Origin of the sequence: Paractinoplanes brasiliensis (assembly GCF_004362215.1) — a bacterium.
Taxonomy (GTDB): domain Bacteria; phylum Actinomycetota; class Actinomycetes; order Mycobacteriales; family Micromonosporaceae; genus Actinoplanes; species Actinoplanes brasiliensis.
In genome coordinates, this window is sequence record NZ_SNWR01000001.1 from 7,075,435 (window position 1) to 7,101,913 (window position 26,479).

25 protein-coding genes and 1 pseudogene are annotated in these 26,479 nt (G+C 71.8%); 16 read left to right on the forward strand and 10 right to left on the reverse strand.

Going from position 1 to position 26,479, the window contains the following annotated elements:
• Window positions 1-11 precede the first annotated feature (11 nt).
• The 8 genes from C8E87_RS31585 (at window position 12) to paaE (ending at window position 6,930) form a co-directional block, all read left to right on the forward strand.
• Entirely contained in the window at window positions 12-1,214 is a 1,203-nt protein-coding gene (locus tag C8E87_RS31585) for a thiolase family protein (RefSeq protein WP_133876458.1), read from the forward strand.
• Window positions 1,211-1,939, forward strand: coding sequence for an enoyl-CoA hydratase/isomerase family protein (locus C8E87_RS31590; RefSeq protein ID WP_203720871.1), 729 nt, complete (start codon window positions 1,211-1,213; stop codon window positions 1,937-1,939). The genes C8E87_RS31585 and C8E87_RS31590 overlap by 4 nt, the downstream gene beginning before the upstream one ends.
• A 141-nt stretch (window positions 1,940-2,080) precedes the next feature.
• Window positions 2,081-2,944, forward strand: a complete 864-nt coding sequence (locus tag C8E87_RS31595; protein ID WP_133876459.1) for a 3-hydroxyacyl-CoA dehydrogenase family protein — start codon at window positions 2,081-2,083, stop codon at window positions 2,942-2,944.
• 347 nt (window positions 2,945-3,291) lie between these two features.
• Window positions 3,292-4,182 (forward strand): 1,2-phenylacetyl-CoA epoxidase subunit PaaA, encoded by an 891-nt coding sequence (gene paaA / locus C8E87_RS31600; protein WP_307870768.1) that lies wholly within the window; start codon window positions 3,292-3,294, stop codon window positions 4,180-4,182.
• Window positions 4,179-4,475, forward strand: coding sequence for a 1,2-phenylacetyl-CoA epoxidase subunit PaaB (gene paaB, locus C8E87_RS31605; protein WP_203720870.1), 297 nt, complete (start codon window positions 4,179-4,181; stop codon window positions 4,473-4,475). The genes paaA and paaB overlap by 4 nt, the downstream gene beginning before the upstream one ends.
• Window positions 4,476-4,482: 7 nt before the next feature.
• Window positions 4,483-5,394, forward strand: a complete 912-nt coding sequence (gene paaC / locus C8E87_RS31610) for a 1,2-phenylacetyl-CoA epoxidase subunit PaaC (protein ID WP_133876460.1) — start codon at window positions 4,483-4,485, stop codon at window positions 5,392-5,394.
• Window positions 5,391-5,882 (forward strand): 1,2-phenylacetyl-CoA epoxidase subunit PaaD, encoded by a 492-nt coding sequence (paaD, locus tag C8E87_RS31615; protein WP_133876461.1) that lies wholly within the window; start codon window positions 5,391-5,393, stop codon window positions 5,880-5,882. Before paaC ends, paaD begins: the two co-directional genes overlap by 4 nt.
• A gap of 1 nt (window position 5,883) precedes the next feature.
• Window positions 5,884-6,930: a 1,2-phenylacetyl-CoA epoxidase subunit PaaE gene (gene paaE, locus C8E87_RS31620; RefSeq protein WP_133876462.1), complete on the forward strand. Its 1,047-nt coding sequence runs from the start codon at window positions 5,884-5,886 to the stop codon at window positions 6,928-6,930.
• Between the two features lie 34 nt (window positions 6,931-6,964).
• Here the strand turns inward: paaE and C8E87_RS31625 are convergent, their stop codons facing one another.
• Window positions 6,965-7,672, reverse strand: a complete 708-nt coding sequence (locus C8E87_RS31625) for a TIGR03089 family protein (protein WP_133876463.1) — start codon at window positions 7,670-7,672, stop codon at window positions 6,965-6,967.
• Between the two features lie 9 nt (window positions 7,673-7,681).
• Entirely contained in the window at window positions 7,682-7,951 is a 270-nt protein-coding gene (locus C8E87_RS31630; RefSeq protein WP_133876464.1) for a peptidoglycan-binding protein, read from the reverse strand.
• A gap of 437 nt (window positions 7,952-8,388) precedes the next feature.
• Between C8E87_RS31630 and C8E87_RS31635 the strand changes: the two genes are divergently transcribed.
• Window positions 8,389-9,129, forward strand: coding sequence for a S1C family serine protease (locus tag C8E87_RS31635; protein WP_239080527.1), 741 nt, complete (start codon window positions 8,389-8,391; stop codon window positions 9,127-9,129).
• A 61-nt stretch (window positions 9,130-9,190) separates the two neighbouring features.
• Window positions 9,191-10,549, forward strand: coding sequence for a hypothetical protein (locus C8E87_RS31640; RefSeq protein ID WP_133876466.1), 1,359 nt, complete (start codon window positions 9,191-9,193; stop codon window positions 10,547-10,549).
• Window positions 10,550-10,780: 231 nt separating this feature from the next.
• Here the strand turns inward: C8E87_RS31640 and C8E87_RS31645 are convergent, their stop codons facing one another.
• Complete coding sequence (locus C8E87_RS31645; protein ID WP_133876467.1) at window positions 10,781-14,263, reverse strand: ATP-binding cassette domain-containing protein; 3,483 nt, start codon at window positions 14,261-14,263, stop codon at window positions 10,781-10,783.
• A gap of 2 nt (window positions 14,264-14,265) precedes the next feature.
• On the opposite strand from C8E87_RS31645, the pseudogene C8E87_RS46840 reads away from it, so the two are divergent.
• Both C8E87_RS46840 and C8E87_RS45865 read left to right on the forward strand, forming a co-directional pair.
• Window positions 14,266-14,793: pseudogene (locus tag C8E87_RS46840) on the forward strand (aminoglycoside phosphotransferase family protein); the annotation flags it as partial.
• A gap of 513 nt (window positions 14,794-15,306) precedes the next feature.
• Window positions 15,307-15,609 (forward strand): hypothetical protein, encoded by a 303-nt coding sequence (locus C8E87_RS45865; RefSeq protein ID WP_341771752.1) that lies wholly within the window; start codon window positions 15,307-15,309, stop codon window positions 15,607-15,609.
• 403 nt (window positions 15,610-16,012) lie between these two features.
• Here the strand turns inward: C8E87_RS45865 and C8E87_RS31665 are convergent, their stop codons facing one another.
• A complete protein-coding gene (locus C8E87_RS31665; RefSeq protein WP_133876468.1) occupies window positions 16,013-17,197 on the reverse strand; it encodes a metallophosphoesterase in 1,185 nt (394 codons plus the stop codon).
• Between the two features lie 18 nt (window positions 17,198-17,215).
• Window positions 17,216-17,896 (reverse strand): nucleoside/nucleotide kinase family protein, encoded by a 681-nt coding sequence (locus C8E87_RS31670; protein WP_133876469.1) that lies wholly within the window; start codon window positions 17,894-17,896, stop codon window positions 17,216-17,218.
• 96 nt (window positions 17,897-17,992) lie between these two features.
• On the opposite strand from C8E87_RS31670, the gene C8E87_RS31675 reads away from it, so the two are divergent.
• Window positions 17,993-18,679 (forward strand): ScyD/ScyE family protein, encoded by a 687-nt coding sequence (locus C8E87_RS31675; RefSeq protein ID WP_133876470.1) that lies wholly within the window; start codon window positions 17,993-17,995, stop codon window positions 18,677-18,679.
• Here the strand turns inward: C8E87_RS31675 and C8E87_RS31680 are convergent.
• Both C8E87_RS31680 and C8E87_RS31685 read right to left on the reverse strand, forming a co-directional pair.
• Window positions 18,632-19,291, reverse strand: a complete 660-nt coding sequence (locus C8E87_RS31680; RefSeq protein ID WP_133876471.1) for a hypothetical protein — start codon at window positions 19,289-19,291, stop codon at window positions 18,632-18,634. The genes C8E87_RS31675 and C8E87_RS31680 overlap by 48 nt on opposite strands.
• 67 nt (window positions 19,292-19,358) lie before the next feature.
• On the reverse strand, window positions 19,359-19,598 hold the full coding sequence (locus C8E87_RS31685) for a hypothetical protein (protein WP_133876472.1): 240 nt from the start codon (window positions 19,596-19,598) through the stop codon (window positions 19,359-19,361).
• A 161-nt stretch (window positions 19,599-19,759) separates the two neighbouring features.
• On the opposite strand from C8E87_RS31685, the gene C8E87_RS31690 reads away from it, so the two are divergent.
• From C8E87_RS31690 to C8E87_RS31700, 3 genes are read left to right on the forward strand one after another with little or no spacing between them, the layout of a single operon-like run.
• Window positions 19,760-20,572, forward strand: coding sequence for a polysaccharide deacetylase family protein (locus C8E87_RS31690; RefSeq protein WP_133876473.1), 813 nt, complete (start codon window positions 19,760-19,762; stop codon window positions 20,570-20,572).
• Complete coding sequence (locus C8E87_RS31695; RefSeq protein ID WP_133876474.1) at window positions 20,569-21,564, forward strand: glycoside hydrolase family 26 protein; 996 nt, start codon at window positions 20,569-20,571, stop codon at window positions 21,562-21,564. The genes C8E87_RS31690 and C8E87_RS31695 overlap by 4 nt, the downstream gene beginning before the upstream one ends.
• Window positions 21,561-22,946, forward strand: coding sequence for a right-handed parallel beta-helix repeat-containing protein (locus tag C8E87_RS31700; RefSeq protein ID WP_133876475.1), 1,386 nt, complete (start codon window positions 21,561-21,563; stop codon window positions 22,944-22,946). Before C8E87_RS31695 ends, C8E87_RS31700 begins: the two co-directional genes overlap by 4 nt.
• A 28-nt stretch (window positions 22,947-22,974) precedes the next feature.
• Here the strand turns inward: C8E87_RS31700 and C8E87_RS31705 are convergent, their stop codons facing one another.
• From C8E87_RS31705 to C8E87_RS31715, 3 genes are all read right to left on the reverse strand, one after another.
• Entirely contained in the window at window positions 22,975-23,526 is a 552-nt protein-coding gene (locus C8E87_RS31705; protein WP_133876476.1) for an EF-hand domain-containing protein, read from the reverse strand.
• Between the two features lie 44 nt (window positions 23,527-23,570).
• Complete coding sequence (locus tag C8E87_RS31710; RefSeq protein WP_133876477.1) at window positions 23,571-23,933, reverse strand: hypothetical protein; 363 nt, start codon at window positions 23,931-23,933, stop codon at window positions 23,571-23,573.
• Between the two features lie 105 nt (window positions 23,934-24,038).
• Window positions 24,039-26,471 carry a hypothetical protein gene (locus C8E87_RS31715; RefSeq protein ID WP_133876478.1) on the reverse strand — a complete coding sequence of 811 codons (2,433 nt, stop codon included), beginning with the start codon at window positions 26,469-26,471 and terminating at the stop codon, window positions 24,039-24,041.
• Window positions 26,472-26,479: the final 8 nt, after the last annotated feature.

The window sequence follows — 26,479 nt, forward strand, 5'->3', positions numbered from 1 at the left end:
GGAGGATCACGATGGCCGAGGCCTACCTCGTCGGCGGCGTCCGCACCCCTCAGGGCAAGTACGGCGGCGCCCTCGCCGGCGTCCGTCCCGACGACCTCGCCGGTCTGGTCGTCCGTGAGGCGGTGGCCCGCGCCGGTGTGCCCGCCGACGAGATCGACGAGGTGATCCTCGGCGCGGCGAACCAGGCGGGCGAGGACAACCGCAACGTGGCCCGCATGGCGGTGCTGCTCGCGGGCCTGCCCGACACCGTCCCGGGCTACACGGTCAACCGGCTCTGCGCGAGCGGCCTGACCGCGGTGGTGTCGGCGGCCAACCAGATTCGGGCCGGTGAGGCCGACCTGATCGTGGCCGGTGGCGTCGAGTCGATGACCCGCGCGCCCTGGGTGATGCAGAAACCGGGCACCCCGTGGGCCCGCCCCGGCGAGGTGGCCGACACCTCGCTGGGCTGGCGGTTCACCAACCCCGCGTTCAAAGAGCACGACCGGGGCGCGGGCAGCGGTCCCGGCGATCGCCGCGTCACGCTGAGCATGGGCGAGACGGCCGAGGAGGTCGCCGCGCTCGACGGCATCACCCGCGCCGAGAGCGACGCGTTCGCGCTGCGCAGCCACGAGCGGGCCGTCGCCGCGATCGACGCGGGCCGCTTCGCCGGTGAGATCGTCCCGGTCGGCGACACGACCACCGACGAGATCCCGCGCCGCGGCTCCACCCTGGAAAAGCTGGGCAGCCTGCGGCCGGTCTTCCGCAAGGACGGCGTGGTCACGGCCGGTTCGTCGTCCCCGCTCAGCGACGGCGCGGCCGCGCTGGTCGTCGCGAGCAAAGAAGCGGTCGAGCGGTACGGGTTGACCCCGCGCGCCCGCATCGTCACCGCGGCCAGCGCCGGCGTCTCCCCGCAGCTCATGGGCCTCGGCCCGGTGCCGGCCACCGACAAGGCGCTCGGCCGGGCCGGCTGGGCGGCCGGTGACCTCGACGCCGTGGAGCTCAACGAGGCGTTCGCGGTGCAGTCGCTCGCGGTGATCCGCCGGCTCAAGCTCGACGAGCAGCGGGTCAACGCCGACGGCGGCGCGATCGCCCTGGGCCACCCGCTGGGTTGCTCGGGCGCGCGCCTCACGGTCACGCTGCTCGGCCGCATGGAACGCGAGAACGCCCGCCGCGGCCTGGCCACCCTCTGCGTCGGTGTCGGCCAGGGCGTCGCGATGCTGGTGGAACGGCCGTGACCACCCTCGCCGTCGAGGAGCTCGACGACCGTCTGGTGGTGACGTTGCGCCGGCCCGAGGCCCGCAACGCCATCAATGCGGCCATGGTCGGCGAGCTGCACGATGTATGCGCGGCCCTCGAGGAAAAACCCCGCCTGCTGCTGATCACCGGTGACGGGGGCACGTTCGCCGCGGGGGCAGACATCGGCGAGCTGCGTGACCGCGGGCGCGACCAGGCTCTGCAGGGCATCAACCGAGCGGTGTTCGACCGGGTGGCCAAGCTCCCGCTGCCGACCGTGGCCGCCGTCGACGGCTATGCGCTGGGCGGCGGCGCCGAGTTGGCGTACGCGTGCGACGTGCGCCTGGCCTCGCCCACCGCGGTGTTCGGCAACCCCGAGCCGGGGCTGGGCATCCTCGCTGCGGCCGGCGCGTCCTGGCGGCTGCGTGAGCTGGTCGGCGCCTCGGTCGCCAAGCAGGTGCTGCTCGCGGGCCGGCGGATCGACGCCGACGCGGCGCTGCGGTTCGGGCTGGTGGCCGAGGTGGTTCCGGCAGGGGAACTACTCGGGCGGGCTCACGAGCTGCTCGATCGGATGGCACGCTCGGGCGCGCTGGCGCTGCGCCTGACGAAACTGGTCGCTGACGGCGGCGGCCATCCGCTGACCGACGACCTGGCCCAGGCCATCCTCTTCGAGTCCGACGAGAAACGCGTGCGCATGGATGCCTTCCTCGCCGGGGGCCGCTCATGATGCCGGCCGTGCCCGAGCTGGGCGTCTCCCTGCCGGAGGGCTGGCTGCTCGCCGTGCCGGAGCTGGGCGTCTCCCTGCCGGAGGGCTGGCTGTGACGCCCCGCGTGCCCGAGCTGGGCGCCTTTCCTGCCGGGGGCCGGCCATGACGCCCGCCGTTCCGAAGCTGGTGGCCGTCGTCGGCGGCGGGCGGATGGGGGCCGGCATCGCGCAGGTCTTCGCCGTCGCCGGGTCGGCGGTGTGCCTGGTCGAACGTGACCCGGCGACCGCCGCGGCGGCCCGCGACAGGGTGGCCATGGGTCTGCGGCGAGCGGCGGAAAAGGGTGTGCTCGACGAGCCGTCCGACGCCGTGCTCGAGCGGCTGCGCCTGGTCGACGAGGTGGGCGGGCTCAGCGCCGACACCGACGTGGTGATCGAGGCCGTGCCCGAGGACGCCGCACTCAAGATCCAGGTGCTGGCGGCGGCCGAGCGGGCGGTGGGGGAGCAGACGGTTCTCGCCAGCAACACCAGCTCGCTGTCGATCACCGGGCTGGCAGACGGGCTGCAGCGCCCGGAACGCTTCCTCGGCATGCACTTCTTCAACCCGGTCCCGGCCAGCAGGCTGGTCGAGATCGTGAGCAGCCCGTCGACCGCCGGGTCGGCTCGTGATGCGGCCCGTTCCTGGGTGGCGGCGCTGGGTAAGAGCGAGGTAGTGGTCCGCGACTCACCGGGCTTCGCTACCAGCCGGCTGGGGGTGCTGCTCGGCCTCGAGGCGATCCGCATGCTCGAGGAGGACGTAGCCGACGCCGCCTCGATCGACCGGGCGATGGAGCTGGGTTACCGGCATCCGATGGGCCCGCTGCGCTCGACCGACCTGGTCGGCCTCGACGTGCGGCTGGCCATCGCCGAGCACCTGCACCGCGAGCTGGGGGAGCGGTTCGCCCCGCCGCGGCTGCTGCGCGACAAGGTGGCCCGCGGCGAACTGGGCCGCAAGACCGGGCAGGGCTTCTTCAGCTGGGAGGCGTCATGAGCGACCATGTCCCCGACGGCACGGGCACGGCGGCCGTCAGCGCGACGCCCGCTGCCGGGGAGCGGGTTCCCGCCGGCCCGGCCGGGCAGGATCGGCGGGTTTCGGCTGGTTCGGCCGGGCAGGATCGGCGGGTTTCCGTCGACTCGGCTGGGCAGGATCGGCGGGTTTCCGTCGACTCGGCTGGGCAGGATCGGCGGGTTTCCGTCGACTCGGCTGGGCAGGATCGGCGGGTTTCCGTCGACTCGGCCGGGCCGGATCGGCAGGTCACCGACGACCCGGTCGAGAGCGGCCAGCGGGTTTTCGACGAGACGATTGCCAAGGATCAGCGGGTCGAGCCGCGTGACTGGATGCCCGAGGGGTATCGCAAGACCATGATCCGGCAGATCGCGCAGCACGCGCACTCCGAGATCATCGGCATGCAGCCCGAGGGCGCCTGGATCACCCGCGCGCCGTCGTTGCGGCGTAAGGCGATCCTGCTGGCCAAGGTGCAGGACGAGGCCGGCCACGGTCTCTACCTGTATTCGGCGGCCGAGACGCTGGGCGCCGACCGGGGCGACCTCACCCGCCGGCTCATCGAGGGGCGGCAGAAGTACTCGTCGATCTTCAACTATCCGACGCTGACGTTCGCCGACGTCGGGGTGATCGGATGGCTGGTCGACGGGGCCGCGATCTGCAATCAGGTGCCGCTGTGCCGCAGCTCGTACGGGCCGTACGCGCGGGCGATGATCCGGATCTGCAAGGAGGAGTCGTTCCATCAGCGCCAGGGTTACGAGCTGCTGATGACGATGATGCGCGGCACGCCGGAGCAGCGCGAGATGGTGCAGGACGCGGTGAACCGCTGGTGGTGGCCGTCGCTGATGATGTTCGGCCCGCCCGACGGTGAATCGCCGAACACGGCCCGGTCGATGGCCTGGAAGATCAAGCGGCACACCAACGACGAGCTGCGGCAGCGGTTCGTCGACATGAGCGTGCCGCAGGCCGAGGCGCTCGGGGTCCGGCTGCCCGACGACGACCTGCGGTGGAACCCCGTACGCGAGCACTACGACTTCGGCGAGATCGACTGGTCGGAGCTCAAGCGGGTGATCTCGGGCGACGGCCCGATGAACGCCGAGCGGATTGCGCACCGGCGGCGGGCCGACGAGGAAGGGGCGTGGGTGCGGGAAGCGGCCGCCGCCCACGCGGCAAAGAGCCGGGCAGCCCTCGGGGAGCCGGCGGCGACGACGGGAGCACGGGCATGAGCGGCGAGATCCGGCACGAGTGGCCGCTGTTCGAGGTGTTCGTGCGGGCCAAGCGCGGCCTCAACCACGTGCACGTCGGGTCGCTGCGGGCGGCCGACCACGAGATGGCGCTGCACCACGCGCGTGACCTCTACACCCGGCGGAACGAGGGCGTGAGCATCTGGGTGGTGCGATCCGACGACGTGGTGGCCTCCGGCCCGGACGAGAAGGATGCGTTCTTCGCGCCCAGCGGCGACAAGGTCTACCGCCACCCCACGTATTACTCCATCCCCGACTCCGTGCCGCACATCTGAGGCCGCCATGTCCTTCGACGACGCCTATCAGGCTCTGACCGACCACGACGACGACGCGCGCTGGGCGTACGGGACGGGGTTCTCCGACCCGCTCGCCGGGGTGCCGACCGCCCTGCCCGAGGGAGTGGACGCCGGCGACCTGGCCGCGTACTGCCTGATGATCGGCGACGATGCGCTGGTCATGTCGCACCGGCTGCAGCAGTGGGTGACCCGCGCCCCCGAGCTGGAGGACGAGATGGCGATCGCGAACATCGCGCTCGACCTGCTCGGCCAGGCCCGGCTGCTCCTGACCCGCGCGGGCGAGGCCGAGAACAGCGGGCGCGACGAGGACGCCCTGGCCTACCTGCGTGACCCGGAGGACTTCCGCAACGTCCGGCTCGTCGAGCGCGTCGACGCCGACTTCGCGCAGCTGGTCGTCCGGCTGCTTGTGTTCGCGACGTGGCGGCTGGCCCTGCTCGACCGGATGGCCGCGAGCCGCGACCCGGTGCTGGCGGCCATCGGCGCCAAGGGCGTCAAGGAGGTCGCCTACCACCGGGACTACGCGGCCGGCTGGGTCGTGCGCCTCGGCGACGGCACCGAGCTCTCGCACCGGCGCGTGCAGGACGCTGTCGATCATGTGTGGCCGCTGACGGGCGAGCTGTTCGTGCCGCACGAGGTCGAGCTGCGCCTGGCCGCCTCGGGGGTGGCCGTCGATCCCTCCTCGTTGCGCGAGGAGTGCGACGCCGTGTTCGCCGAGGTCCTGCGGGTGGCCACGCTGCGTCGCCCGGAATCGCCACCGCTCGAGGCGGCCCGGAGCGGCGACGGCGATCAGTCGCGTGCCGGCGGGCGTGGTCGTGACGGTGTGCACGGCGAGGAACTGACCGAGATCCTGAACGAGATGCAGGGTCTGGCCCGCGCGACCCAGGGCGGTGTGTGGTGACCACCGCGGCCGAGGTGGCGGCCACGGTCACCGATCCCGAACTGCCGTTCCTGACGCTGGCCGACCTCGGGATCCTGCGGGACGTGCGGGAGACCGACGACGGGGTCGAGGTCACCATAACGCCGACGTACTCGGGTTGCCCGGCGATGGGGGCGATCGAGACCGACCTGCGGCGCGCGCTGCACCGGGCCGGATACGAGCGCGCCCGGGTGCGGACGTCGCTCGCCCCGGCCTGGACGACCGACTGGATCTCGGACGAGGGCAAGGCCAAGCTCGCCGCGGCCGGAATAGCCCCGCCCGGGCCCGCTCCGCAACGCCGGCAGGGACCCGTGCCGCTCACCCTCGGCATCCGGGACGACCGGGTCGCCTGCCCCCGCTGCGGCGCCGGGAACACCGAGCGCCTTGCCGCATTCGGTGCGACCGCCTGCCGCGAGCTGCGCCGATGCCTCTCCTGCCGGGAGCCCTTCGAGCACGTGAAGGAGATCTGACGTGCGCGCCTTCCACGCCCTCCGGGTGGCCGAGGTCGAACGGCTCTGCCCCGACGCCGTCGCCGTGACCTTCGACGTCCCCGACGACCTGGCGGGCGTGTACGCGTTCCGGCCCGGCCAGTCGCTGACCGTTCGTCGGCCCGGCGACGACCGCGACGAACGACGGTCCTACTCGATCTGCGCCCCGGCCGGCGCCCGCCCGCGGATCGGCGTGCGGGAAGTGCCCGGGGGTCTTGTCTCCGGCTGGCTCGTGCATGACGTACGGGTCGGCGACACGGTCGAGGTGGCCCCGCCCTCCGGCACGTTCACGCCCGACATCGAGGCCGGCGGCAGGCACGTGATGATCGCCGCCGGGTCGGGGATCACGCCGGTGCTCTCGATCGCGGTCTCGCTGCTGCGCAACCCGGCCGCGCAGGTCGCTGTCCTTTACGGCAACCGGCGCGCCGACACGGTCATGTTCGCGGAGGAACTGGCCGACCTGAAGGACAGGCACCCGTCGCGGGTCGAGCTCGTGCACCTGCTCTCCCGCGAGGCGCGCGAGGTCGACCTGCTCAGCGGCCGGCTCGACGGGCCGAAACTGCGGTCGCTGCTTCCGGTGCTGTTCGACGTCCCCGCTGTCGACCATTGGTGGCTGTGCGGCCCGTACGGGATGGTCGTCGACGCCACCGAGGTGCTGGGCGAGGCCGGGGTCGCGCCGGAACGGATCCACCGGGAGCTCTTCTGGGTCGACGAGGCGCCACCTGAGCCCGTACGGGATGATCTGCGGCTCGAGGGAAGCGAAGTGACCGTGCAGTTGGACGGCCGCTCGACGACGGTGACGATCGCCAAGAGCGACACCGTGCTCGAGGGCGCGCAGCGCAGCCGGCCCGACCTGCCGTTCGCGTGCAAGGGCGGGGTGTGCGGCACGTGCCGGGCGAGGGTGGTCGAGGGCGAGGTGGTCATGCGGCGCAACTTCGCTCTGGAGAAAGCCGAGGTCGACGCCGGTTTCGTGCTGACCTGCCAAGCCACGCCGGTCACCGACAAGGTCATAGTCAGCTTCGACGACTGAGACCAGCCGGCACGGGCTCGGCGGGCGGTGGGGCTCAGCGGAGGACCTGGGTGATGCCTTCGCGGGCGATGCGGTCGTCCAAAAGGGAGGCGTCGAGGTGGGCGCAGAGCACGATGGAGGCGCCGACCGAGAGCGGGCCCAGCAGCCAGATCAGCGGCTGCTCCTGCTCGGCGGTGTCGATCAGCACCCGGTCGCCCGAGCGGATGCCGTTGCGCTCGGCGACCGCGGCGGCGGTCTGCGCGTACTCCCGGTACGTCGTGCCGTCGGCCACGGCGGGCAGATGCTCCTGGAACTCGTGCCGCGGCGGGTGCACCCCCAGGTAGGGACGCAGCGAGCTGGTGTAGTCCCGATAACCCGGGGGCACGTCACCGGTCGCTTCGCCGTGCGGGGCCAGGCCGAGCACGAACTGATGCCGGCCGTCGGGCACCTCGTCGAGCCAGTTGCCGACGCGGCGCCGTTCCACGAACGTGACGTCGAGAGGGTCACCCGCCGGAGTGAGGCCGGCGGTCGCCCAGCCCCGGATCGACAGTCTCATCCCGGCAGACCACGCCCCGAGCAGCACGGCCGCGGTCTGCCAGTGCGGCGGCAGCAACACCGCCGCGGTGTCGCCCGGACCGAGCCCGCAACCCTCCGTGAGCAGCGCGGACGTCGCCGCCGTCCAGGCGCCGAGCTCACCGGGAGTGAGGCCGAAACGCTCACCGGTTCGATCGTCGTAGTAGGTGAGGAGGTCGCCGGACGTCACCGGCTCAGGCTACGCCGCCGTACGAAGACGTTGCTGCGTGGCGTAACGCGACAGCAGGTGCACCGTGCGCGGGCCGGCGACACCGTCCTCGACGAGACCGGTGCGAGCCTGGAAGAGGCGTACGGTCCTGGTCAGCTCCTCATCGGTGTCGCCGGGCACCATGCCCAGCTCGGCGAAGAGCTCACGGACGCACTCGGGGTCGGGCGGCGGGGGAGCGTTCCAGCCGATCACGCCGCCGACCGCGGTGCCGACCACTGAGAGCAGACCTCGTGCGGACATCTCGTGCCTCCTGCTGGTCGTTGGGGTGTCTCCAGCATCCGGCGGCGGCCCGGGCGCGACATCGGACCGGCGTCCCGGAACCCGGGTCCCCGCTCCGACTTTCGGCTGACCCCGCAGTGTGGCCCAGGTCAGGTGCGCGGGGACGGGACCGTACGTCAAGGCCGCCGCCGCGCGCTTGGCAGGTCAGGCCCGCGCGGGCACAGGGCGTACAGGGAACCCACAGACGACTCACCGGTTGCCGACAAGGTGCGGGGTCACTGTTGGCTCATCAGCCAACGAAGCGAGGCGTCGCCATGACCGACCTGATGACCCGGCCCCACCACACCCGCGACGACCACGGGACACTTCCTCCGCCGCCCGGCCCTCCGTTCGTACCTTCGGAACCGGCGTCACCAGGTGACCGCCGGTGGCCGCGCCGGTTGGCCGGTGGGGCCGCCGTGCTCGCGTTGATCGCCGCCGGCGGCACCGCCGGGGGAGTGGCCGCCGAGCGCTACCTGACCGACTCCCGCAGCACCAGCACCAGCACCGCAACCGCCCCTGCCACCATCACCGAGGGCGACGACCTGGCCGCCATCGTCAAGCAGGTGCAGCCCAGCGTGGTGACCGTGCTCGTCGACGGCGCCCGCTCGTCATCGCTCGGCTCCGGGGTCGTGATCAGCTCGGACGGGCTGGTGCTGACCAACAACCACGTCGTCGCGAGCGACGGAACGGTGAGCGTACGGCTGTCGACCGGTCAGACCGTGCCGGCCCGGGTCGTCGCCACCGACACCACCCACGACCTGGCCCTGGTGCAGGCGACCGGGGTGTCCGGCCTGACCCCGGTCACGTTCGGCACCGACGACAGCGTCGCCGTGGGTGACACCGTGCTGGCCTTCGGCGCGCCGCTGGGCCTCGAGAACACGGTCACCTCGGGCATCGTGTCCGCGGTCGGCCGCAGCATCGACACGGCCACCAGTGCCGGCAGCGAGCAGCTGAGCGGCCTGCTGCAGACCGACGCCCCGATCAACGAGGGCAACTCGGGCGGCGCGCTGGTCGACCTGTCCGGGCATGTGATCGGCATCAATGTGGCCATCGCCACGGCGAGCGACTCCTCGACGGGCAGCATCGGGGTCGGCTTCGCCATCCCGGCCGACACCGTCGCCGCGGCCGTCAAGCAGATGCGGTCCCAGATCAACTGACGGACGGAAGTCTGGCCGTCCGGGGCTGCCGGGCGGGGTGCGGGGCCCGTACGGTGCGCTGGTGACTTCGGCACCCGTCCTCGAGAACGCCCCGCCCACCCGGCCCGCGGTGGTCACCGTCGCCTACCGGCTGCAGGTGGCCCTGGTCGCGGCCCTGCTGATCGTGGTGGTCGTGTCGATCCTCGACGCCGTCCACTACAACGGGCTGATCAACGAGGCCGTACGGACGACCTCCGAGCCCGACATGACGGCGGTGAGCTGGGAACGCGAGGACAACATCGCGGGCCTGCTGTTCGTGGGCGTGCCGCTGTTCGTGCTGGCCGTCTGGCTCGGCATCAGCGCCGTCCTCGTGCGCCGCGGCAGCAACGTCGGCCGCGTGCTGACCTGGGTCGGTGTGGGCGCGCCGAGCCTGTGCGTGCTGATGTCCTGCTTCCTGGGCGTCCTCGGCGTCTTCGCGTTCGCCATGATCGCCCTTCCGTTCGGGGACCCGGCGGTCTACGAGGACGACCCGGACCTCACCGGCGACTTCACCGGCGACGCCTTCACCGAAACCGTCTACTCCGCCGACAGCGGCGGCTGGTCCCTCGCGTACGACATCATCACCACCACCTGCCTCATGCTGGCCCTGCTGCTGGCCGTCGCCGTGGTGGTGCTGCTCGCAACACCCCCGTCCGCCCGCTACTTCCGCCGCGGCGAGCCCGTTCCCCCCGCCCCGGTTCCCCGGCAATTCCCTTCCCCGTACGCCACCACGCCCGCCCCGAATGCCGCGACGCCCTTCCCGTACGCCACCGCGCCTGCCCCGTACGCCGCGACGCCCTACCCTTACGCCACCGCGCCTGCCTCGTACGCCGCGACGCCCTTCCCGTACGCCGCCGCGCCTGCCTCGTACGCCGCGACGCCCTTCCCGTACGCAGCCACGCCTGCCCCGTACGCCGCGACGCCCTACCCGTACGCCGCTGCGCCTGCCCCGTACTACCCGGCCGCTGCCAGCCCGTTCCCTCCAGCGCCCGTGCCGATGTATCTGCCCCCTGACCCCGCCTCGACCGACCCACACCCAGCCCCCGGTTCCGCGTCCGAGCCCCCGTCTTCGGGCCCGATGTATCCACCCTCGACCGTCGGCCCGACGTATCCGCATCCGCACGCTGCGCCGTCCGCGCCGTGGGGGATGCCGTCGCCGTCGCCGCACCCCGCGGCAGCCCCGATGCGGGCCCCCTCGGTCGATCCCACTCTGCCCGCGGCGGAGTCGACGGTTCCCACTGCGTCTGCGGCGGAGTCGACGGTTCCCACTGCGTCTGCGGCGGAGCCGACGGTTCCCACTGCGCCTGCGACCGAGCCGACCGCTCCCACACCGGATGCGGGTCCGGGCGCCCCGGCCGACGGAAGCCCTCCGGCTTCATCAGGCCCTGATGCAAGCGCGTAGCCGTTATCAGATGTGAGTTGCTGGAGTGCTCCGGTCGTTGAGGTCTTGGGGTGTTGCCCTGGTCACGAACCTGCGGCCCCGAGCCTGTCTCGCGGACCGGCAGCACCGCAGACGTGACTCTGCCTCACATCCGAGGAGCCGAACCGCGAGGGTGAGCCCCCGCGAGGGTGAGCCCCCGCGAGGGTGAGCCCCCGCGAGGGTGAGCCCCGCGAGGGTGAGCCCCCGCGAGGGTCAGCCCGCCAGGTGGCCCCAGCGGTCCTCGAGCTCCTTCCATGTGCCCTGATCCTCGACCCGGCCGGCGATCAGCACGACCACTCGGTCGGCCCGGCTCAGCGCCGCCCGCTTCGAGGTCGAACCGACCACCGTCACGCCGTGCTCACGCAACGCCCGCCACAGTTCCAGCTCGGTCGTCACGTCGAGCGCCGAGGAGACGTCGTCGGCGATCAGCAATTCCGTACGGGGGGCCAGCGCTCGCGCCAACGCCAGGCGCTGCAACTGGCCGCCGGACAACCGGGTGCCCTTGTGCCCGATCAGCAGCTGAAGGCCGCCGCCCGCCGCTGCCAGGTCGTGCTCGAGCTGGGCCGTCGACACCGCGTCGGCCGCGTCCACCTCGTGCCCGAGCTGGATGTTGTCGGCTACCGTGCCGGACAGCACGCGCGGCAGCTGGGCCACGTAGCCCACCTGGTTGGGCCGCAGGAACACCTCCGGCTCGTCGACCGGCACGCCGTTCCACCGCAGTTCGCCCGCGTGGTGGACGATGCCTGCGAGCGCGCGCAGCAGCGACGACTTGCCCGAGCCGACCGGCCCCACCACCAGTACGAGCTGGCCACGCTCCACGGTGAGGTCGACGTCCTGCGCTCCCACCGTGCCGTTCTCGTGCACCGCGCTGAACCGGCGTAGCTCCAGCGTGCGCAGCGGGTTGCGCGGCGCCGTCGGGGGCGCGGGGGCGGTGCCGGCCGAGAGGTCGACGCCGTCGACGTCGGAGGAGTAATCCGGCACGCCCGTCATCGCCACCGTGCGGCGGGTCCACACCCGGGCCGAGGGCAGCTGGCTGACCAGCGACGCCGTGGTCCAGGCGAACCAGCGCGCGGCGCCCAGCGTCGCCACCGCGATGAGGGTGGCGGCGGCCGACAACGAGCCCGCCAGGTACATGGCCCAGGCGGCGATCGGCAGCAGGCCGCTGGCGATCGACGGCGTCGAACGCGCCCACACCTGGATGGCGATCTCGCGACGCTGCAGCTCGCTGCGCGCGCCGTCGAGGCGGGCCAGGTGGGCCAGCACCGGCTCGGTGGCGCCGGCCAGCTTCACCGTACGGGCGGCCGACAGCGACGACACGAGCGCAGTGGCGAACGCCGCGCGGGCTGCCACCGTACGGCGGGCGGCCTTTTCCAGGCGTGGACCGAAGAGCGTCGCCGCGAGGCCGGACACCACCATCGTCCCGAGGAAGAACAGGGCCGGCACGATCGACTGGGACGCCCACGTCATCGCGACGATCATCACGAGGCTGGTCGCGTTGTCGATGAGGTTGTCGGCCAGCATGACCACACGTTCGGTGTCGCCGCCCTGGGCCACCACCTCGGCCGGGGTGTGCTTGCTGATCCGGCGCGGGCCGATCTGGCCGTGCACCAGGCGCATGCTGATCCGCAGCATCTGCCGCACCCACCACTCGGGGAACCAGGCGCCGGTGTAATAGAGCGTCGGGATCGCGAGCAGCAGACCGGCCGCGATGCCGATGGCGGGGTAGAGCGGGCTGCCCAGGCCGTCGACCACGTTGGCCCAGAGCAGCGGCAGGATCGCGCCGTCGAGGCCGAGCAGCACGAGCACCACGAACAGCCCGACCGCGGCCAGCCCGTACCGTTTGTCGTTCAACGCCAGACGCAAGATCTCACGCATCGTACGGGCGGGTGGTTGCTCGGGCAGCGGCGGCGGCTCGACCGGCGGCAGCTTGTTGGCCAGCGCCTCGGCGCCCAGTTCGACCTGGGCGGCCGTGTCCCAGTCGCGATCCTCCTCGACCAACGCCACGCCGCCGCCCACCGTGGCCGGCACGGAGAGGGCGCTGCTGGCCATGAGCTCGGCGAAGCGCCGCGACTCGCGCAGCGGCCCCGACTCGAGCACCTCGCCGTCGGAGAGCACCACGACCTCGTCGCAGCGCTGCACCGACGACAACCGGTGCGCGACGATCACGCCGATGCGCCCGGCCAGCAGGCGGTCGGTGGCGCGCTGCACCCAGGACTCGGTGACCGGGTCCATCCGCGCCGTGGCCTCGTCGAGGATCACGACGTGGGGGTCGCGGACCAGGATGCGGGCGAAGGCGACGAGCTGTTCCTGCCCGGCGGAGAGCTTGTAGCCGCCCTCGCCGAGCTTGGTGTCGATGCCGTCGGGCAGGCCGGCCGCCCACGGGCTCAGGCCCAGCTCGTCGAGCGCGCCCTGCGCCTTGGGCAGCAGGTCCGGGTCGAAGAGCGCGATGTTCTCGGCCAGGGTGCCGGCGAGGATCTCCGTACGCTGCGGGACGATCGCCGTCCAGCGGCGCAGGCCCTCGACGGCCAGGTCGTTGAGGTCGACCCCGCCCAGGAAGACCGTGCCGCGGGGCACGTCGACCGCGCGGGTCAGCACCTTTGCCAGCGTCGACTTGCCCGATCCGGTGCGCCCGATCAACGCGTACGAACGTCCGCGCGCGAAGGTGAGGCTGACGTCCTTGAGGGCCGGCGGGCGGCCGCTGTCGGACTCGCCGTAGCGGAACGTGAGGTTGCGGACGACCAGGTCACCGTCGACCGGCGGCAACCCGTCGGTCGGTTCCTGCGCCACGTCCTGCAGCAGCTGCACGCGGCTCCACGCGCCCAGCGCGTTCTGCAGCTCGGGCACCATGCGGGTGACGTGTTCGAGGGTGCCGCCGAAGCCGAGCGCGAGCAGCCACACGGCGGTCAGGCGGGCGCCGTCGATGTGGTTGTTGATCAGTGCCCACGCGCCGACGACCACGAGGACCGCGATGAGCGTACGGGTGATGGCGCCGGCGCCCATGGTGATGCGCGCCGACGAACGCCAGACGAGCCGCCCGCGCCGCAGCACCTCGGCCGCACGCTGGGCGTAGAGGCGCCGCACGTAGGGCGCGGCGAGACTGGTGCGCACGTCGTCCTGCCCGTGGATGGATTCCTCCATCGCGGCGGCGAGGTCGGACCAGGCCTCCTCCTCGGCGATGCGGCGCGCGGAGATGCGCTGGATCGGCTTGTTCATGGTGACGTAGAGCAGAATCGACACGAGCACCATGCCGACGCCGGCGGGCCACCACACGAAGAAGGCCGTCACGATCGAGAAGACCGCGACGGCCACCGACTGGGCGATCCGCACCCCACTGCCGCGCAGCTGGGAGCCGACCTCGTAGACATCGGAGTCGATCCGGTCGAGCAGCTCGCCGACCGGCGTGTTCTCGAGCGTGGGCACGTCTTGACCGAAGGCGACCCGGTTGAGCTCGCGGCGGACGCGGGCCGCCCAGTCGGCGGTGAGCCGGGCGGCGACCAGCCCGACGAAGACGTCGGTCAGCACGGACACGACGAGCGCGGCCGCGAGCACGACGAACAGCGGCATGGACCGATTGACGAGAACCTGGCCCGACAGAGCCAGCGCGCCCGCCGATCCTGCTGCACCGAGCAGGATGAGGGTCGCCACGAGGGCCGAACGGCTCCTCGAGGTGGCCCACAGATCGCGAAGCAGGCGCATTGATGAGTTCCTCTGATCGGTGGGGAGGGGTCCCACCATCCTCATCCGCGGGCAGAAGGTCTTCAACGGAATTACGTGGCCCACGGGCATGGCGCCTGTCACCCTTGACCGCTGTGAAAAATCTTCCGTCCCCCGTACGCGAGAAGGCCCTGAACGCCGGCGCCGAGGGGTGGCTCGAATCCCTGCCCGATCTCGTGCGCGAACTCTGCGAACGGTGGGATCTCACCCCGGGTGAGGCGTTCCCCGACGGCACCGAGGCCTACGTCACCGCCGTGACCCGTGCCGACGGCAGCCCCGCCGTGCTGAAGCTGCACGTTCCCCGCCCCGGCCACGCCGCCCGCCACGAGATCACCGTGCTTCGCCTGACCGCGGGGGTGGGCTGCGCTCGCCTGCTGGCCGCCGACGAGTCCCGTGGCGCCCTGCTGCTGGAACGCCTCGGCCCCGCGATGTCCGGCCTGTCCCTGCCCCAGCCGACCCGGCTGGCCCTGCTCACCGACCTGGCCGCCGCGATCTGGCGCCCCATTCCGCCGGCAACGCCCGCCCCCGATCCAACCCTCCCGGCGGACTCATCTGTCCCGGCCGCGCCGCCCTTTCCTGCCGCGCCGCCGCTTCCCACCGCGCCGCCCGCTTCGACCGTGCCGTCCTCCCGCATCGCGCCGTCCCTCCCGACCGGGTCGTCCCCTCCGATCGGGTCGCCTCTTCCGGCCGGGTCGCCTCTTCCGGCTGGGTCGCCTCTTCCGGCTGGGTCGCCTCTTCCGGCTGGGTCGCCTCTTCCGGCTGGGTCGCCTCTTCCGGCTGGGTCGCCTCTTCCGGCCGGGTCGCCTCTTCCAGCCGGGCGGTCCCTTCCGACCGGGCCGTCCCTCCCCTCAATGCCTCTCCCCTCCGGTGCCGACAAAGCAGTTCAGTTGTCCTCATATATGCGATTAAAATGGGACGGGCTGGGTCGGCCGTGCAGCAGAGCGGCCGTCGATCAGGCGCTGGCTGCCGCCGAGAGCCGCCGCCGAGCACACGACCCGGCCCGCGCAGTCCTGAATCACGGGGACGTGCACCAGTGGAACGCCCTGCGCGCGGGCGACGGGTTCAAGCTCGTCGACCCCGACGGCCTGTGGGCCGAACCCGAGTACGACCTCGGCGTCCTCATGCGTGAGGACCCGCTTGAGCTGATGGCCGGCAACCCATGGGACCGTGCCCGCTGGCTGGCCGCCCGCACCGGCACCGACCCCGTGGCGATCTGGGAATGGGGCCTGGCCGAGCGGGTGAACACCGGCTTGGTCCTGACCGCAGTAGGTCTGCAACCCCTCGCCGCCCAAATGCTCGCCGCGGCCGACGCGGTCACGTCCGCATGAAAGCCGATAAATCCGGCGAATTGTGGCGTAAGGCGGGGTCTTGGTGGCGGCGTTCGGCGTGAGTTGCCGTCCGGCGGCAAGCCGCTCGGCGTCGAGCGGCTCGGGTGTCGGGCGGCTCGGGTGTCGGGCGGCTCGGGTGTCGGGCGGCGCAGGTGTCGGGTCGGGTGTAGGGCGGCGCGGGCGTCGGGTCGGGTGTTGGGTGGCGCGGGCGTCGGGTCGGGTGTTGGGTGGCGCGGGCGTCGGGTCGGGTGTTGGGTGCGCGGGCGTCGGGTCGGGTGTTGGGTGGCGCGGGTGTCGGGTCGGGTCGGGTGTTGGGTGGCGCGGGTGTCGGGTCGGGTCGGGTCGGGGGCGGCGCGGGCGTCGGGTCGGGTCGGGTGTAGGGCGGCGCGGGTTTCGGGTCGGGTCAGGCGGACCGTAGCGTCAGCAGGGTGATCTCGCTGGGGGCGAAGATCCGGAACGGCGGCCCCCAGAAGCCGGTGCCCCGGCTCGTGTAGAGCTGGGTGTGCTCGGAGTGGCGCGACAACCCCTGCAGCACCGGCTGGTCGAGACGCACCAGGTAGTGGAACGGCCACATCTGGCCGCCGTGGGTGTGGCCGGAGATCTGCAGGTCGACGTGGTGGGCGACCGCCCCGGCGATCTGGGCCGGCTGGTGGGCCAGCAGCACGATCGGCAGGCCGGGGCCGGCGCCGGCCAGCGCGGCCTCATGGTCGGCGTGGTGGCCGGGCACTCCGGAGCCCGCGGCCGTACGGTCGTCGACGCCCGCGATGACGAGCGTCGCGCCGCCGCGGGTGACCGTCACGTGGCGGTTGTGCAGCGCCTCCCAGCCCAGTTCGGTCATGTGGTCGACCCAGCCCTGGGCGCCGCTGAAGTACTCGTGGTTGCCGGTCACGTAGACCCGGGCCATCGACGCCTGGATGTCGGCCAGCGGCGCGGCCTGGCTGCGGCGCTGCTCGACCAGGCCGTCGGCGATGTCGCCGGTGTGCGCGACCACGTCGGCGTCGAGCGTGTTGACCACTTCGGTGACCCGGCGCGACCAGCGCGACCGTTCGATCGGGCCGTAGTGCGTGTCGGTCAGCAGCACCAGCCGCAGGCCGTCGAGGCCCGCGCCCAGCCGGGGCAGCGGCACCTCGACCCGGCGCACCCGCGGCACCCGCCGGGCCTCCGCGTAACCCCACACGAGCAGGACCACCGAGACGGTCAGGACCGCCACCGTGGCGATGCGGGAGCGGGCGGGGCTGTCGACGCCGAAGGCCCAGAGCACCGCGGCGAAGAGCTGACCGATGATCGACCAGACGAACAGAACCCAGACCACACCGAGCATCGTGTCGGCGATCACAGCCGGGCCGTCGCGATGGTGCCGGCCGTGACCCGAGAACATCAGGAGCGGGAACGCGGCCAGGGCCAGAGCGAACACGACTGTGGCGATCACCCGGACCGGGCCGGGCCAGGCGTTGCCCGAGCCGGCCAGCGTCCACCACGGAACGCCGAACAGCAGCAACAGCACCCCGCCGATGGTCAGCGCGAACCGGATCACGCGCCCCGGCCGGCGGCGGCGCGGCTCGGTCTCGACTGCTTCACCCACGGACACGCGTTGAACTATGACACCTCAGCCGGGCGGATTGCCGACGCTGTGGACAACCGCGGCCGGCACGATCAGATCGGCCCGTTCCCGCGCCGCCTCGATCAGGACAGCGTTGCGCTCGTCCGTGCCGGTGGCCCATTCGATCGCCGTGGTCTCGTCCTTGCCGAAACGCACGTGCCGGTCGATCAGCCGGCGCAGGCGTTCCGGGTGGTCGAGGTCGGCGTACCAGACCTCGGCGAACAGTTCGCGTAGCGGGCGCCACGCCGGGTCGTCGAGCAGCAGGTAGTTGCCCTCGCTGACGATCAGCCGGGCCGTACGGGGAATCGGGATGGCCCCCGCGATCGGCTGCTCGATGACCCGTTCGAACCCGGGCGCGTAAATGATCTCGTCCTCGTCGGCGAGCAGCCGCCGCAGCAGGGCCGCATACCCGAGCGGGTCGAACGTGTCCGGCGCGCCCTTTCTGTCCCGCCGTCCGAGCCGCTCCAGCTCGACGTCGGCCAGGTGAAACCCGTCCATCGGCACGTGCGCGACCCAGGCGCCCGCGGCCGGCCCGTACGGCGGTTCCGGCCCCAGCGCCGCGACCAGCTCCTCGGCCAGCGTGGTCTTGCCGGCGGCGGGCGGCCCAGCGATGCCGAGGACCGCGCGACGGCCACCGCTGACCAGGCCGCGGGCGCGGGACACCAGCGAGTCGAACGTGAGCGTCATGTCGATCACCGTACGCGGTCGGATCGACGACTCAGCGGGACCGCCGGGCGCGGGAAGGCCCTATACCGGTGCGGGGGAAGCAACGGGGGAAAGCACATGATCACTGGATCGATCGCGGCCGTCGCACTGGCCGCCACGTTGGCGGGCGCGCCGCCGGTCGAGCCGCCGGCGGCCGGGCCGTTCGACACCGCGTCGGATCGCCGGGGCCGGGTCTACGTGGCCGAGGGGGACACGTTGGTCCGGCTCGCGCCGCGGGGCCGGCGGACGACCGTGGCGTCGTTCCCGAGCCGGGTGGTGCCGGCGCCCGCCCGGCTGCCCGACGGCACACCGCGGGGCGGGCCGGTGCGCATGCCGCCGGCGCCGAGCGCGGTCACCCTGGGGCCGGACGGCGCGTTCTACGTCGGGGAGCTGACCGGTTTCCCGTTCCCGCCGGGCCGGGCGCGGGTGTGGCGGGTCGTGCCGGGCCGGCCGCCGGAGGTGTTCGCGGGCGGGTTCACGGCCGTGGTCGACCTCGAGTGGGGGCCGGGCGGGCTCTACGTCCTCGAGCTCGCCCGGCACGGCCTGCTCAGCGGCGACCGCACCGGTGCGCTCGTCCGCGTCGAGGGGCGCGGACGGCGAGCCACAGTGGTTTCGTCCGGGCTGACCGCGCCGTCGGGTTTGACCATCAGTGCCGGCGTCGCCCACGTGACCGTCTGCGGGGACTGCCCGGGGGAGGGGAGCGTACGCAGTTTCCGGCTAACGGCCGCCCAGCCCGAGACGCAGCCCGGCCACCCCGGCCGGTGACAGCGGCCGTGCGGTCGCGCGAGAGAGCTCATCCCGTACGGTGGCCGGAAGCTCGTCGGCCAGCGAGCGCAGGCGGGGATAGAGGTCGAGCACGTCGCGGTGGGTCAGCGCGCCCACGCCGATCAGCAGGCCGTTGACCGCGCCCGGCGTGTGCACCAGCTCGGCGCAGAGCGCGCGGCGCCAGTGCGGGTCGTCGACCCGGGTGGCGAACTCGCGGGCGATCCGGTTGCCGGCGGGCGACGGCTCCTCGGGGGCGGCGTGCCGGCCGGCTCGGGCGGGCACCGGGGCGAGGCGGCAGGCGATGCCGAGCAGCCGGGCGAGCTCGGGTACGGTGAGCACGTCGAGCCCGGTCGCGCAAGTCTCGCAGAGCCGGTAATAGGTGGCCGCGTGCACCAGGGTGGCCGGGCGCGGGCAGTCACCCAGCGGGCCGCACAGCCGGTCGAGGATGATCTCGGCGAGGGTGCCCTCGTGGTCGAAGCGGCCCACCCCGAAATAGGCGGCGGGGGCGCTGCGATATCGGGTCAGCGCGGTCCGGGCGCTGGCGTAGCCGTCGGAAGCCACGCTGATGCGCGGAACGCCGCTCTCGGCCTGCATCTGGATCAATCGGAACATATCCCGTCGCCCCCGGGTGGTGAAGGACCGTCGTCGACCGGGGGTACGGGCCGGGCGATCCCACGGTTCACTCGTCATGGGCGCCGGTGGAGAAAATCTGCCGGTCACGGTGCCGGATGAGCCGGAACGAGTCGAACGTGACCGCGTGCAAGGCATAGATCGCGGCCGAGATGACCACGAACATCGCGGCCAGCACGGCGGCCAGGCTGCCGTCGAGGGTCTGCCAGGCGGCCGGAACGAGGGTTGCCCCTAGCACGACGGCCGCCTGACAAGTAGCCTCCGCGCAGCGCAACGGATCGAATGTCATAGCCTTCACCCTTCCGGGTGGTGATCCCTGCGCGCCTCTGCCCGGAGCGGGACTTCGCCTACGACTTTCGGCAGAGGGACGAAAGTGAAGTTTCCGCAACCCTGCGCAAGGGTTCCACCTAGCGTGGAACCTCAGACCACAAGCCGTACGAGGACGACCGCGTGACCGTGACGACGAGGCCGGGCTGGGACACCCTGCCGGCGCTCATGTACCACTCCGTGTCCGCCGTCGGCGGGCCGATGCGCGATCTCGCGGTGCCGCCCGCCCTGCTGCGCGAGCAGTTGCAGGCGCTGGGCGCCGCGGGTTATCGCCTGGTCGGCCTGACCGAGGCGCTCGACCTGCTGGCCGCCGGCAGCACCGACAGGCTCCTCGCCGTCACGTTCGACGACGGCTACCGCGACTTCCTGACCGAGGGGGTGCCGATCCTCCAGGAGACGGGGGCCGGCGCCACCCTGTACGCGTCGGTCGGGCACCTCGGCGGCACGGCGGGCTGGCTGGGCCAGTGGGCGCCCGACTTCGGCCCGATGCTCACCTGGGACGAGCTCGACGAGGTGGCCGCGGCCGGGGTCGAGATCGGCAACCACAGCCTGATCCACCACCCCCTCGACGTCCTCCCGCCGGATCAGCTGCGCGACGAGATCACCCGCAGCCACGACGAGCTCGAGCAGCGGCTGCAGACCAGGGTGCGGTCGTTCGCCTACCCGCACGGGTACAACAGCCGCCGGGTCCGCGACCTCGTCGCCGCCACCGGGTACGACAACGCCACCGAGGTCGGCCGCCGGTTGCACACGCCGGGCGAGAAGAGGCTCGCCGTGCCCCGTCTGCAGCCCACCCCCGACCACAGCGGCGCCGACCTGGTCGAGCTGGTGAAGCACGGCGAGGCCGGCCTGATCCCCAAGGTCAAGCAGCTGGCCCAGCCGGGCTGGCGCGCGGTCCGTAAGGTGGCCCGCACGTTCGGACGGAACCTCACGTGAAGCGCCGTAGTCTGCTGGGCCTGTCCCTGGCCGCCGTCCCGCTCGCCGGCTGCGAGCAGTACCGCTCCGACGACGAAGTGCCGCCCGTCGTGTCGCACCCGCCGCCCTCGGCCAGCGAGGCTCCGGGGTCTCTGCCGCCGGTCACCGAGGGCGGTGGCCCGGTGCGCTTCAAGCAGGGCGCGGTCATGCTCGGCGCGTACGTGGATCTGAAGGGCATGGGCGTCAACGCGGGGATCGACCTGCGTCGCCGTCAGCTCGGGAGGCCCGAGCGGATCGTCCACCGGTACTACTCGTGGACCGATCCGCTGCCGGTCTCGCTGGGCTACGTGTCCGGCAAGAGCACGCTGATGATCTCGTGGCGCGGGCCCGAGTACAAAGATGTCAACGGCGGCGCATCGGACAAACTCATCGCGCGTGCCGCAAAGCGTATGGCGCAGCGGAAAAAGCCCACATTGATGCGCTGGGCCTGGGACATGAACCGCGACTTCTACAAATGGGGCGGACCCGGCAACAACCGGGACACCGAGGGCTACATCCAGGCGTTTCGCCGCATCCACCGGATCTTCCGGGAGGAGGGCGCGGACAATGTCTCGTGGGTCTGGAGCCCCAACTGGAATTCGCGCCCCGCCGAGGATTGGAACGCGTTCACGAACTATTATCCGGGGGATGAATACGTCGACTGGGCCGGTGTATCCGGCTTCGCCCAGGCACACTCGCCGGGCGACATGTTCGACGAGTTCTACGCGACGTACAGCTCCCGGAAGCCCATCATGATCACTGAGGTCTCGGTCGTGGACCGCGGCGGCGGCACCAAGCCGGAATGGATCGCCGCCCTGCGCTCCTGGATCAAGGCGCACCCCGCGGTCGGCGCGTCGGTCTGGTTCGACACCGACACCCACCCCTCCTCCCGGGAGAACTGGCGGATCGACTCGTCGGCGGCGTCGCTGGCGGCCTACAAGGCGATGTCGAACGACCCGGTCTTCACCGGGTGACCGGAGCGCATCACCGGTCGAGGCGCAGCAGCCATCGCGCCCCGGCCGGTACCCGCCGCCGCTGGCTCGGGCTGCTGATGGTGCTGCTGCTCGGCGGCACGGCGGCCGCGGGCTATCGGGCCTACTTCTACGAGGGCCCGCCCGACGTCGAGGCGGCCGGGCCGGGCCTGTGGGTCTCCACGCGCGGCTCCGACGACGCCGACGGCAGCCCCGAGAAGCCCTGGAAGACGATCGCGCACGCGGTCGAGGTGGCGCCGGCCAAGTCCAAGATCTTCGTACGGGACGGCACGTACGCCCCGTTCACGGTCTCGCGCCCGAACCTGACCGTGACCAGTGCCCCGGGCGAACGCGCGACGGTCGAGGGCGTGTCCGGCGTACGCGACGGCATCCTGGTCGCGGCCACGGGCACCACGATCGCCGACCTGACCGTACAGGGCTGCGTGCCCAAGCCGGACGCCAACGTCAACGTCAACGGGGACCACGGCAGCGGCATCCGGGTGCACAAGACCAGCAAGGTGACCATCCGCGGCGTGACGGTGCGCGACAGCCACGGCGAGAACTCGGCCGGCCTGCCGGTGGGGTGTTACGGCATCCTGGTCACCGACTCCAACGACGTACGGGTCACCGGCTCGGAGGTGCACCACAACGGCGCCGGCATCGGCGTGACCGGCGGCGGCCGGGGCGTGCTGGTCGACGGCAACAACGTGCACGACCAGGACAGGATCATCCAGAACTCCAAGCCCGACGGCGACGACTTCGGCGGGTACGGGCTGTCGGCCACCTTCATCACGGCCAAGCCGGGCCCGGTGTTCCGCGACAACACCGTACGGCGTAACCACGGCCCGTCCGAGGACTACGGCATCGACGGCGGGGGCATCGAGATCTACGACGCGGCCAACGTCACCATCACCGGCAACACGTTCGAGGCGAACGACGGCGTGATGGAGACCGGCACCGGCAACGGGGGCGGCTGCGCCAACAACGTCTTCAGCGACAACCGGGCGAACGGCGGCACCGAATCCGGCTTCGGCAACGACACCGGCATGGTGCTGCGCTGCGCGGCCGGGATGACGGTCAGCAACAACACCTTCGCCGACATGAAGAAGTTCACGTTCCTGCTGGCCACCGGCAGCGACTTCGCCGGCAGCATCGAGGGCCTGAAGATCACCGGCAACACGGTGACCCGCAACGACAGCGTGCCCATCTTCCGCCTCCAGATCGACGGCGGCGACTCGCCCAACATGACGATCGACAAGAACAACTACCAGACCGGCGACAACAACTTCTCGATCCTCAACGGCAGCTTCACCGAGGCGTCCGTCCCGTACGACGAATGGGTCTCCCGCACCGGCTTCGACAAAGCCTCCACCCTCAAACGCTGAACCCGGTCCGGCCGCCGCCGAGTGCGGTTCAGCGTTCGATGTGGCCGAAGAAGAGGCTGGCGGGCGAGTCGAGCTCGGGTGAGGTGAAGAAGTCCCGGATGGCGCCGATGAACTCGTCGCGGCTGATCCGGCCGTCGTCGTCGGTGTCGAGTTCCAGGAAGACGTTCAGCGCTTCGAGGTCCGACACGCCCCACGCCTCCAGGAACACCTTGTACTCCGGCTTGCTGATGGCGTCGTCCCCGTCGGTGTCCATCACGTCGAAGATCGCCTGCGGGACCACCGAAGCCATGGTGAACTGACTCGTGTCGGCGCCCGCCGCCTTGTTCCCCGCCACGAACTGCTCTTTCGACAGCCGATCGACGCCGTTCACGTGGCGCAGCAGCTCGGACCAGTACCTCTGGTAGGCGGCTCGCAGCGCATGCGCCCGGTCGTCCTCCGCCGCGATGCCGTATCCGTCCAGGTAGCGACTGATCAGGCGTTCGTAGTCGTTCCAGTCGACCAGTCCGTCCCCGTCGGTGTCGCTCGCCCCGAACAGATGCCCCAGCTTCACGGCGATCGGATCAACAGCGCCATCGGTCATGTGCCCTGGCCCTCCAAATGTTAGTTCGTCGGCGATGTGCCCGGTCACGGGGCGGACCAGCCGGCGTCCCGGCAGGCCTGGGTGAAAGCGTCGGAGGCCGTACGCCAGGCGGTGTTGCCCTCGTCGGCGTTGCGGCCCAGTTCCATCGCGCGGTTGCGTACCGGTTCGTTGTCGCTCTTGACCGCGGACGTGGTGACCTTGTCGGCGAGGGAGAGTCGGGCCGAGTTGCTGCGGGCGGAGGCCTGACCGGCCGCGAAGTCGTCGCACGCGCGTACGGCCGCGTTGTCCAGGACGCCCGGCCCCTCGTCGCCGGAGTCGGCGCCGCGGCCCGCGATCAGGGCGAACACGACCAGACCCGCGATCACCAGGGCGATGATCTGCGGACGGCCCAGCTTGAACAGTTTCACACCCAGAGGCTATCGGGACGCGCGCCCCGAAACCCACGTTCACTCACGCAAAAGGCCCGCTTCCCGACCGTATGGGAAACGGGCCTTGGACCTTGCCGTTGATCTTTACTGCGTGGCGGGGGCGCCGACCAGCTTGAAGATCGCTACGCCGGGGGCCTGGTAGAAGACCTGCCAGTTGGCCGAGGCGCGCAGGGCCGAGTCGAGCGACTGCATCGCGTTGTCGTCGGCCGTGCCGAAGTAGTCGGTGTAGTCGTCCATCGCGTCGCTGACCACCAGGTAGTTGGTGGGGTAGTTCATGGCGCGGATGTACGTCTCGATGTCCGGCAGGCGGGTGCCGTTGATGTTGCCGGTGAACAGCGGGTCGCCGATCAGCGAGATGTCGACCGACACGTGCCCCTTGTTGAACTCGCCGTAGTTGGCCTCGAGCTTCGTCGGGAAGTTCGGCGCCACCAGGACCAGGCCGGAACCGGGCTCGGCGTTGGCGTAGAAGTACTGCGCCGCCTCGATGTCGGTCGCCCGCACCTGGTGCACCATCAGCTGGCCCTGCAGGCCCTGCAGACCGGCGAGCAGCAGCACGGCCAGCATCACGCCGGAGGCCAGCATCGCGGGCACCCCGCGGCGTCCCTTGCCGGCCCAGAGCACGCCGATCAGCAGCCCGACGAACGGCATCGAGAAGGCGAAGACCCGGTAGATCGCCTCGCCGCCGTAGTTGCCGGCGACCAGGGTGACCATCGGCAGGAAGCCGATCAGCGCGGGCGTCAGGACCCGGCCCAGCCTCTTGCGGGTCAGGAAGACGGCGATCAGCGCGGCGAGCCAGACCCCGAGGGCCAGGGCCCGCGAGACGGTCGCCGAGAACTCCTGTTCGGGGGTGTTCCAGCTGGCCGAGTTGCCCGAGGCGTTGGACAGCAGGTCGAAGCTGAACAGGCTGTACTGGCTGTTCACCGAGCCCAGGCGGGGCACGAAGAAGAGCAGCATGAGCGCGACCAGACCGGCCAGGAACACCCGCGGCCGCAGGATGCCCAGGATCGTCAGGGCGAACAGCGGGACCATCATCAGCACCGGGGTGAGCTGGTGCGAGACGATGATCGCGGCGAACAGCCCGGTGGCGCCGAGGGCGGCGTAACGCCGGGTCCGGGCGTCGGTCTGGGGGCGCGCCGGCATGCCCTGGACGGCCCAGGCACGCAGCCGGGCGATCCGGCCCTTGGGCTCGGACTTGACCTCAGGGGCGCCGACCAGCCAGCGGGTCACGATCACCCAGAACGCCAGCATCAGCGCGAAGACCAGCGCCTGCGGCGAGAAGTAGCCGATGTCGACCCACATGCAGGCCTGGAACAGCAGCACGGCCAGCGCGATGACCCGGCGGTCCTTGGTGAACTGGCGCAGCAGGGCGGCCGTCATCAGCGAGGTGACCAGCGCGAACAGCAGCGAGGACCAGGCCGCGAACGAGAGGCCGTCGACGCCGGAGATCTGCGACAGGCCGGCCACCGCGGCGAAGAAGCCGGGCCACTGCTGGTAGATGTCGCTGCCGCTGATCAGGCTGCCGTTCTCGCGGATCAGGTCGACGACGCCGATGTGCTTGTACGTCCAGGCGTACTCGATCGTGCCGTCCAGCAGCGGGACGGTGGCCTGCATGATGATCGGCACGACGATCAGGTAGGCCGCCATGACCAGCGGCCGGGCCCGGCCGAACAGCTCGACAGCGAAGCCGATGAACAGCACCACGACGCCGACGACGAAGGGCACGCCGAGCGCCGCGCTGAAGCCGTACAGCCCGACCTGGTCGGGGGAGATCTGGGCGAGCGCGAGAACCCAGAGGCCGACGCCCGCGGCCAGCGTCACGAAGGGGATGACGCCGAGCGCGAGGCCGTTGTCGATCTTGTCGTACGGCTTGCCGACCCGGCCCAGGATCAGCGGCACCTTGGCCCGCGAGAGCCGGAAGAACTGCACCGCCGAGCCGGCCACGGTGACGCCGGCGAGCGCGCTGAGCCAGATCGCCGGCTCCCAGACCCGCAGCCACAGCGTGACCGAGGACAGGAGTGTGACGGCGGCCAGGCTGCCGGCCACGGCGAGCGCCCAGGAGACCAGGCGGTTGCGCACGTTGGCCACGGACAGCAGGGCCGCGCCCGGGCCGAACAGGGTCAGCACGAGCAGCAGGACCAGGCGGCCCGGCCCCTCGGGGACGACCTGCCCGAGCAGGCCCAGCACGCCGGCCACGATGCCGACGAGCGCGAACTCGGGCCGGTGGTCGGCGCCGGACTCGTGGTCGGCCGCGGCCGCCGGCTCCTCGGACAGCGCCGGGGCGCCGCCGCCGGTGGTGATCACCGGGGCGGGCATGAACCGGGTCTGCGACGAGTCGTCGGGGCCGATCGGGATCCGGACGGTCTTGTCGCCGATTTCGAGCCGGGTGGTCGCGTCCTTGTCGACGGTGGAGATCACCGCCGTCGCGTCCGGGGCCGGCTGGGCCTCGCCGGCGGCGCCCAGAACGATCCGGACGGTGGAGTCCGGCTGGTCCGGCATGTCGGCCGAGCGTTGCTGCATGTATTCCC

Bases quoted from the DNA above. Each gene is read 5' to 3' on its own strand.
- C8E87_RS31705 (WP_133876476.1), bottom strand. From the start codon at position 23,526: ATGACCGATGGCGCTGTTGATCCGATCGCCGTGAAGCTGGGGCATCTG.
- paaC (WP_133876460.1), top strand. From the start codon at position 4,483: ATGTCCTTCGACGACGCCTATCAGGCTCTGACCGACCACGACGACGAC.
- C8E87_RS31585 (WP_133876458.1), top strand. From the start codon at position 12: ATGGCCGAGGCCTACCTCGTCGGCGGCGTCCGCACCCCTCAGGGCAAG.
- C8E87_RS31715 (WP_133876478.1), bottom strand. From the start codon at position 26,471: ATGCAGCAACGCTCGGCCGACATGCCGGACCAGCCGGACTCCACCGTC.
- C8E87_RS31630 (WP_133876464.1), bottom strand. From the start codon at position 7,951: ATGTCCGCACGAGGTCTGCTCTCAGTGGTCGGCACCGCGGTCGGCGGC.
- C8E87_RS31685 (WP_133876472.1), bottom strand. From the start codon at position 19,598: ATGACATTCGATCCGTTGCGCTGCGCGGAGGCTACTTGTCAGGCGGCC.
- paaA (WP_307870768.1), top strand. From the start codon at position 3,292: ATGCCCGAGGGGTATCGCAAGACCATGATCCGGCAGATCGCGCAGCAC.
- C8E87_RS31680 (WP_133876471.1), bottom strand. From the start codon at position 19,291: ATGTTCCGATTGATCCAGATGCAGGCCGAGAGCGGCGTTCCGCGCATC.
- C8E87_RS31670 (WP_133876469.1), bottom strand. From the start codon at position 17,896: ATGACGCTCACGTTCGACTCGCTGGTGTCCCGCGCCCGCGGCCTGGTC.
- C8E87_RS31675 (WP_133876470.1), top strand. From the start codon at position 17,993: ATGATCACTGGATCGATCGCGGCCGTCGCACTGGCCGCCACGTTGGCG.
- C8E87_RS31645 (WP_133876467.1), bottom strand. From the start codon at position 14,263: ATGCGCCTGCTTCGCGATCTGTGGGCCACCTCGAGGAGCCGTTCGGCC.
- paaB (WP_203720870.1), top strand. From the start codon at position 4,179: ATGAGCGGCGAGATCCGGCACGAGTGGCCGCTGTTCGAGGTGTTCGTG.
- C8E87_RS31595 (WP_133876459.1), top strand. From the start codon at position 2,081: ATGACGCCCGCCGTTCCGAAGCTGGTGGCCGTCGTCGGCGGCGGGCGG.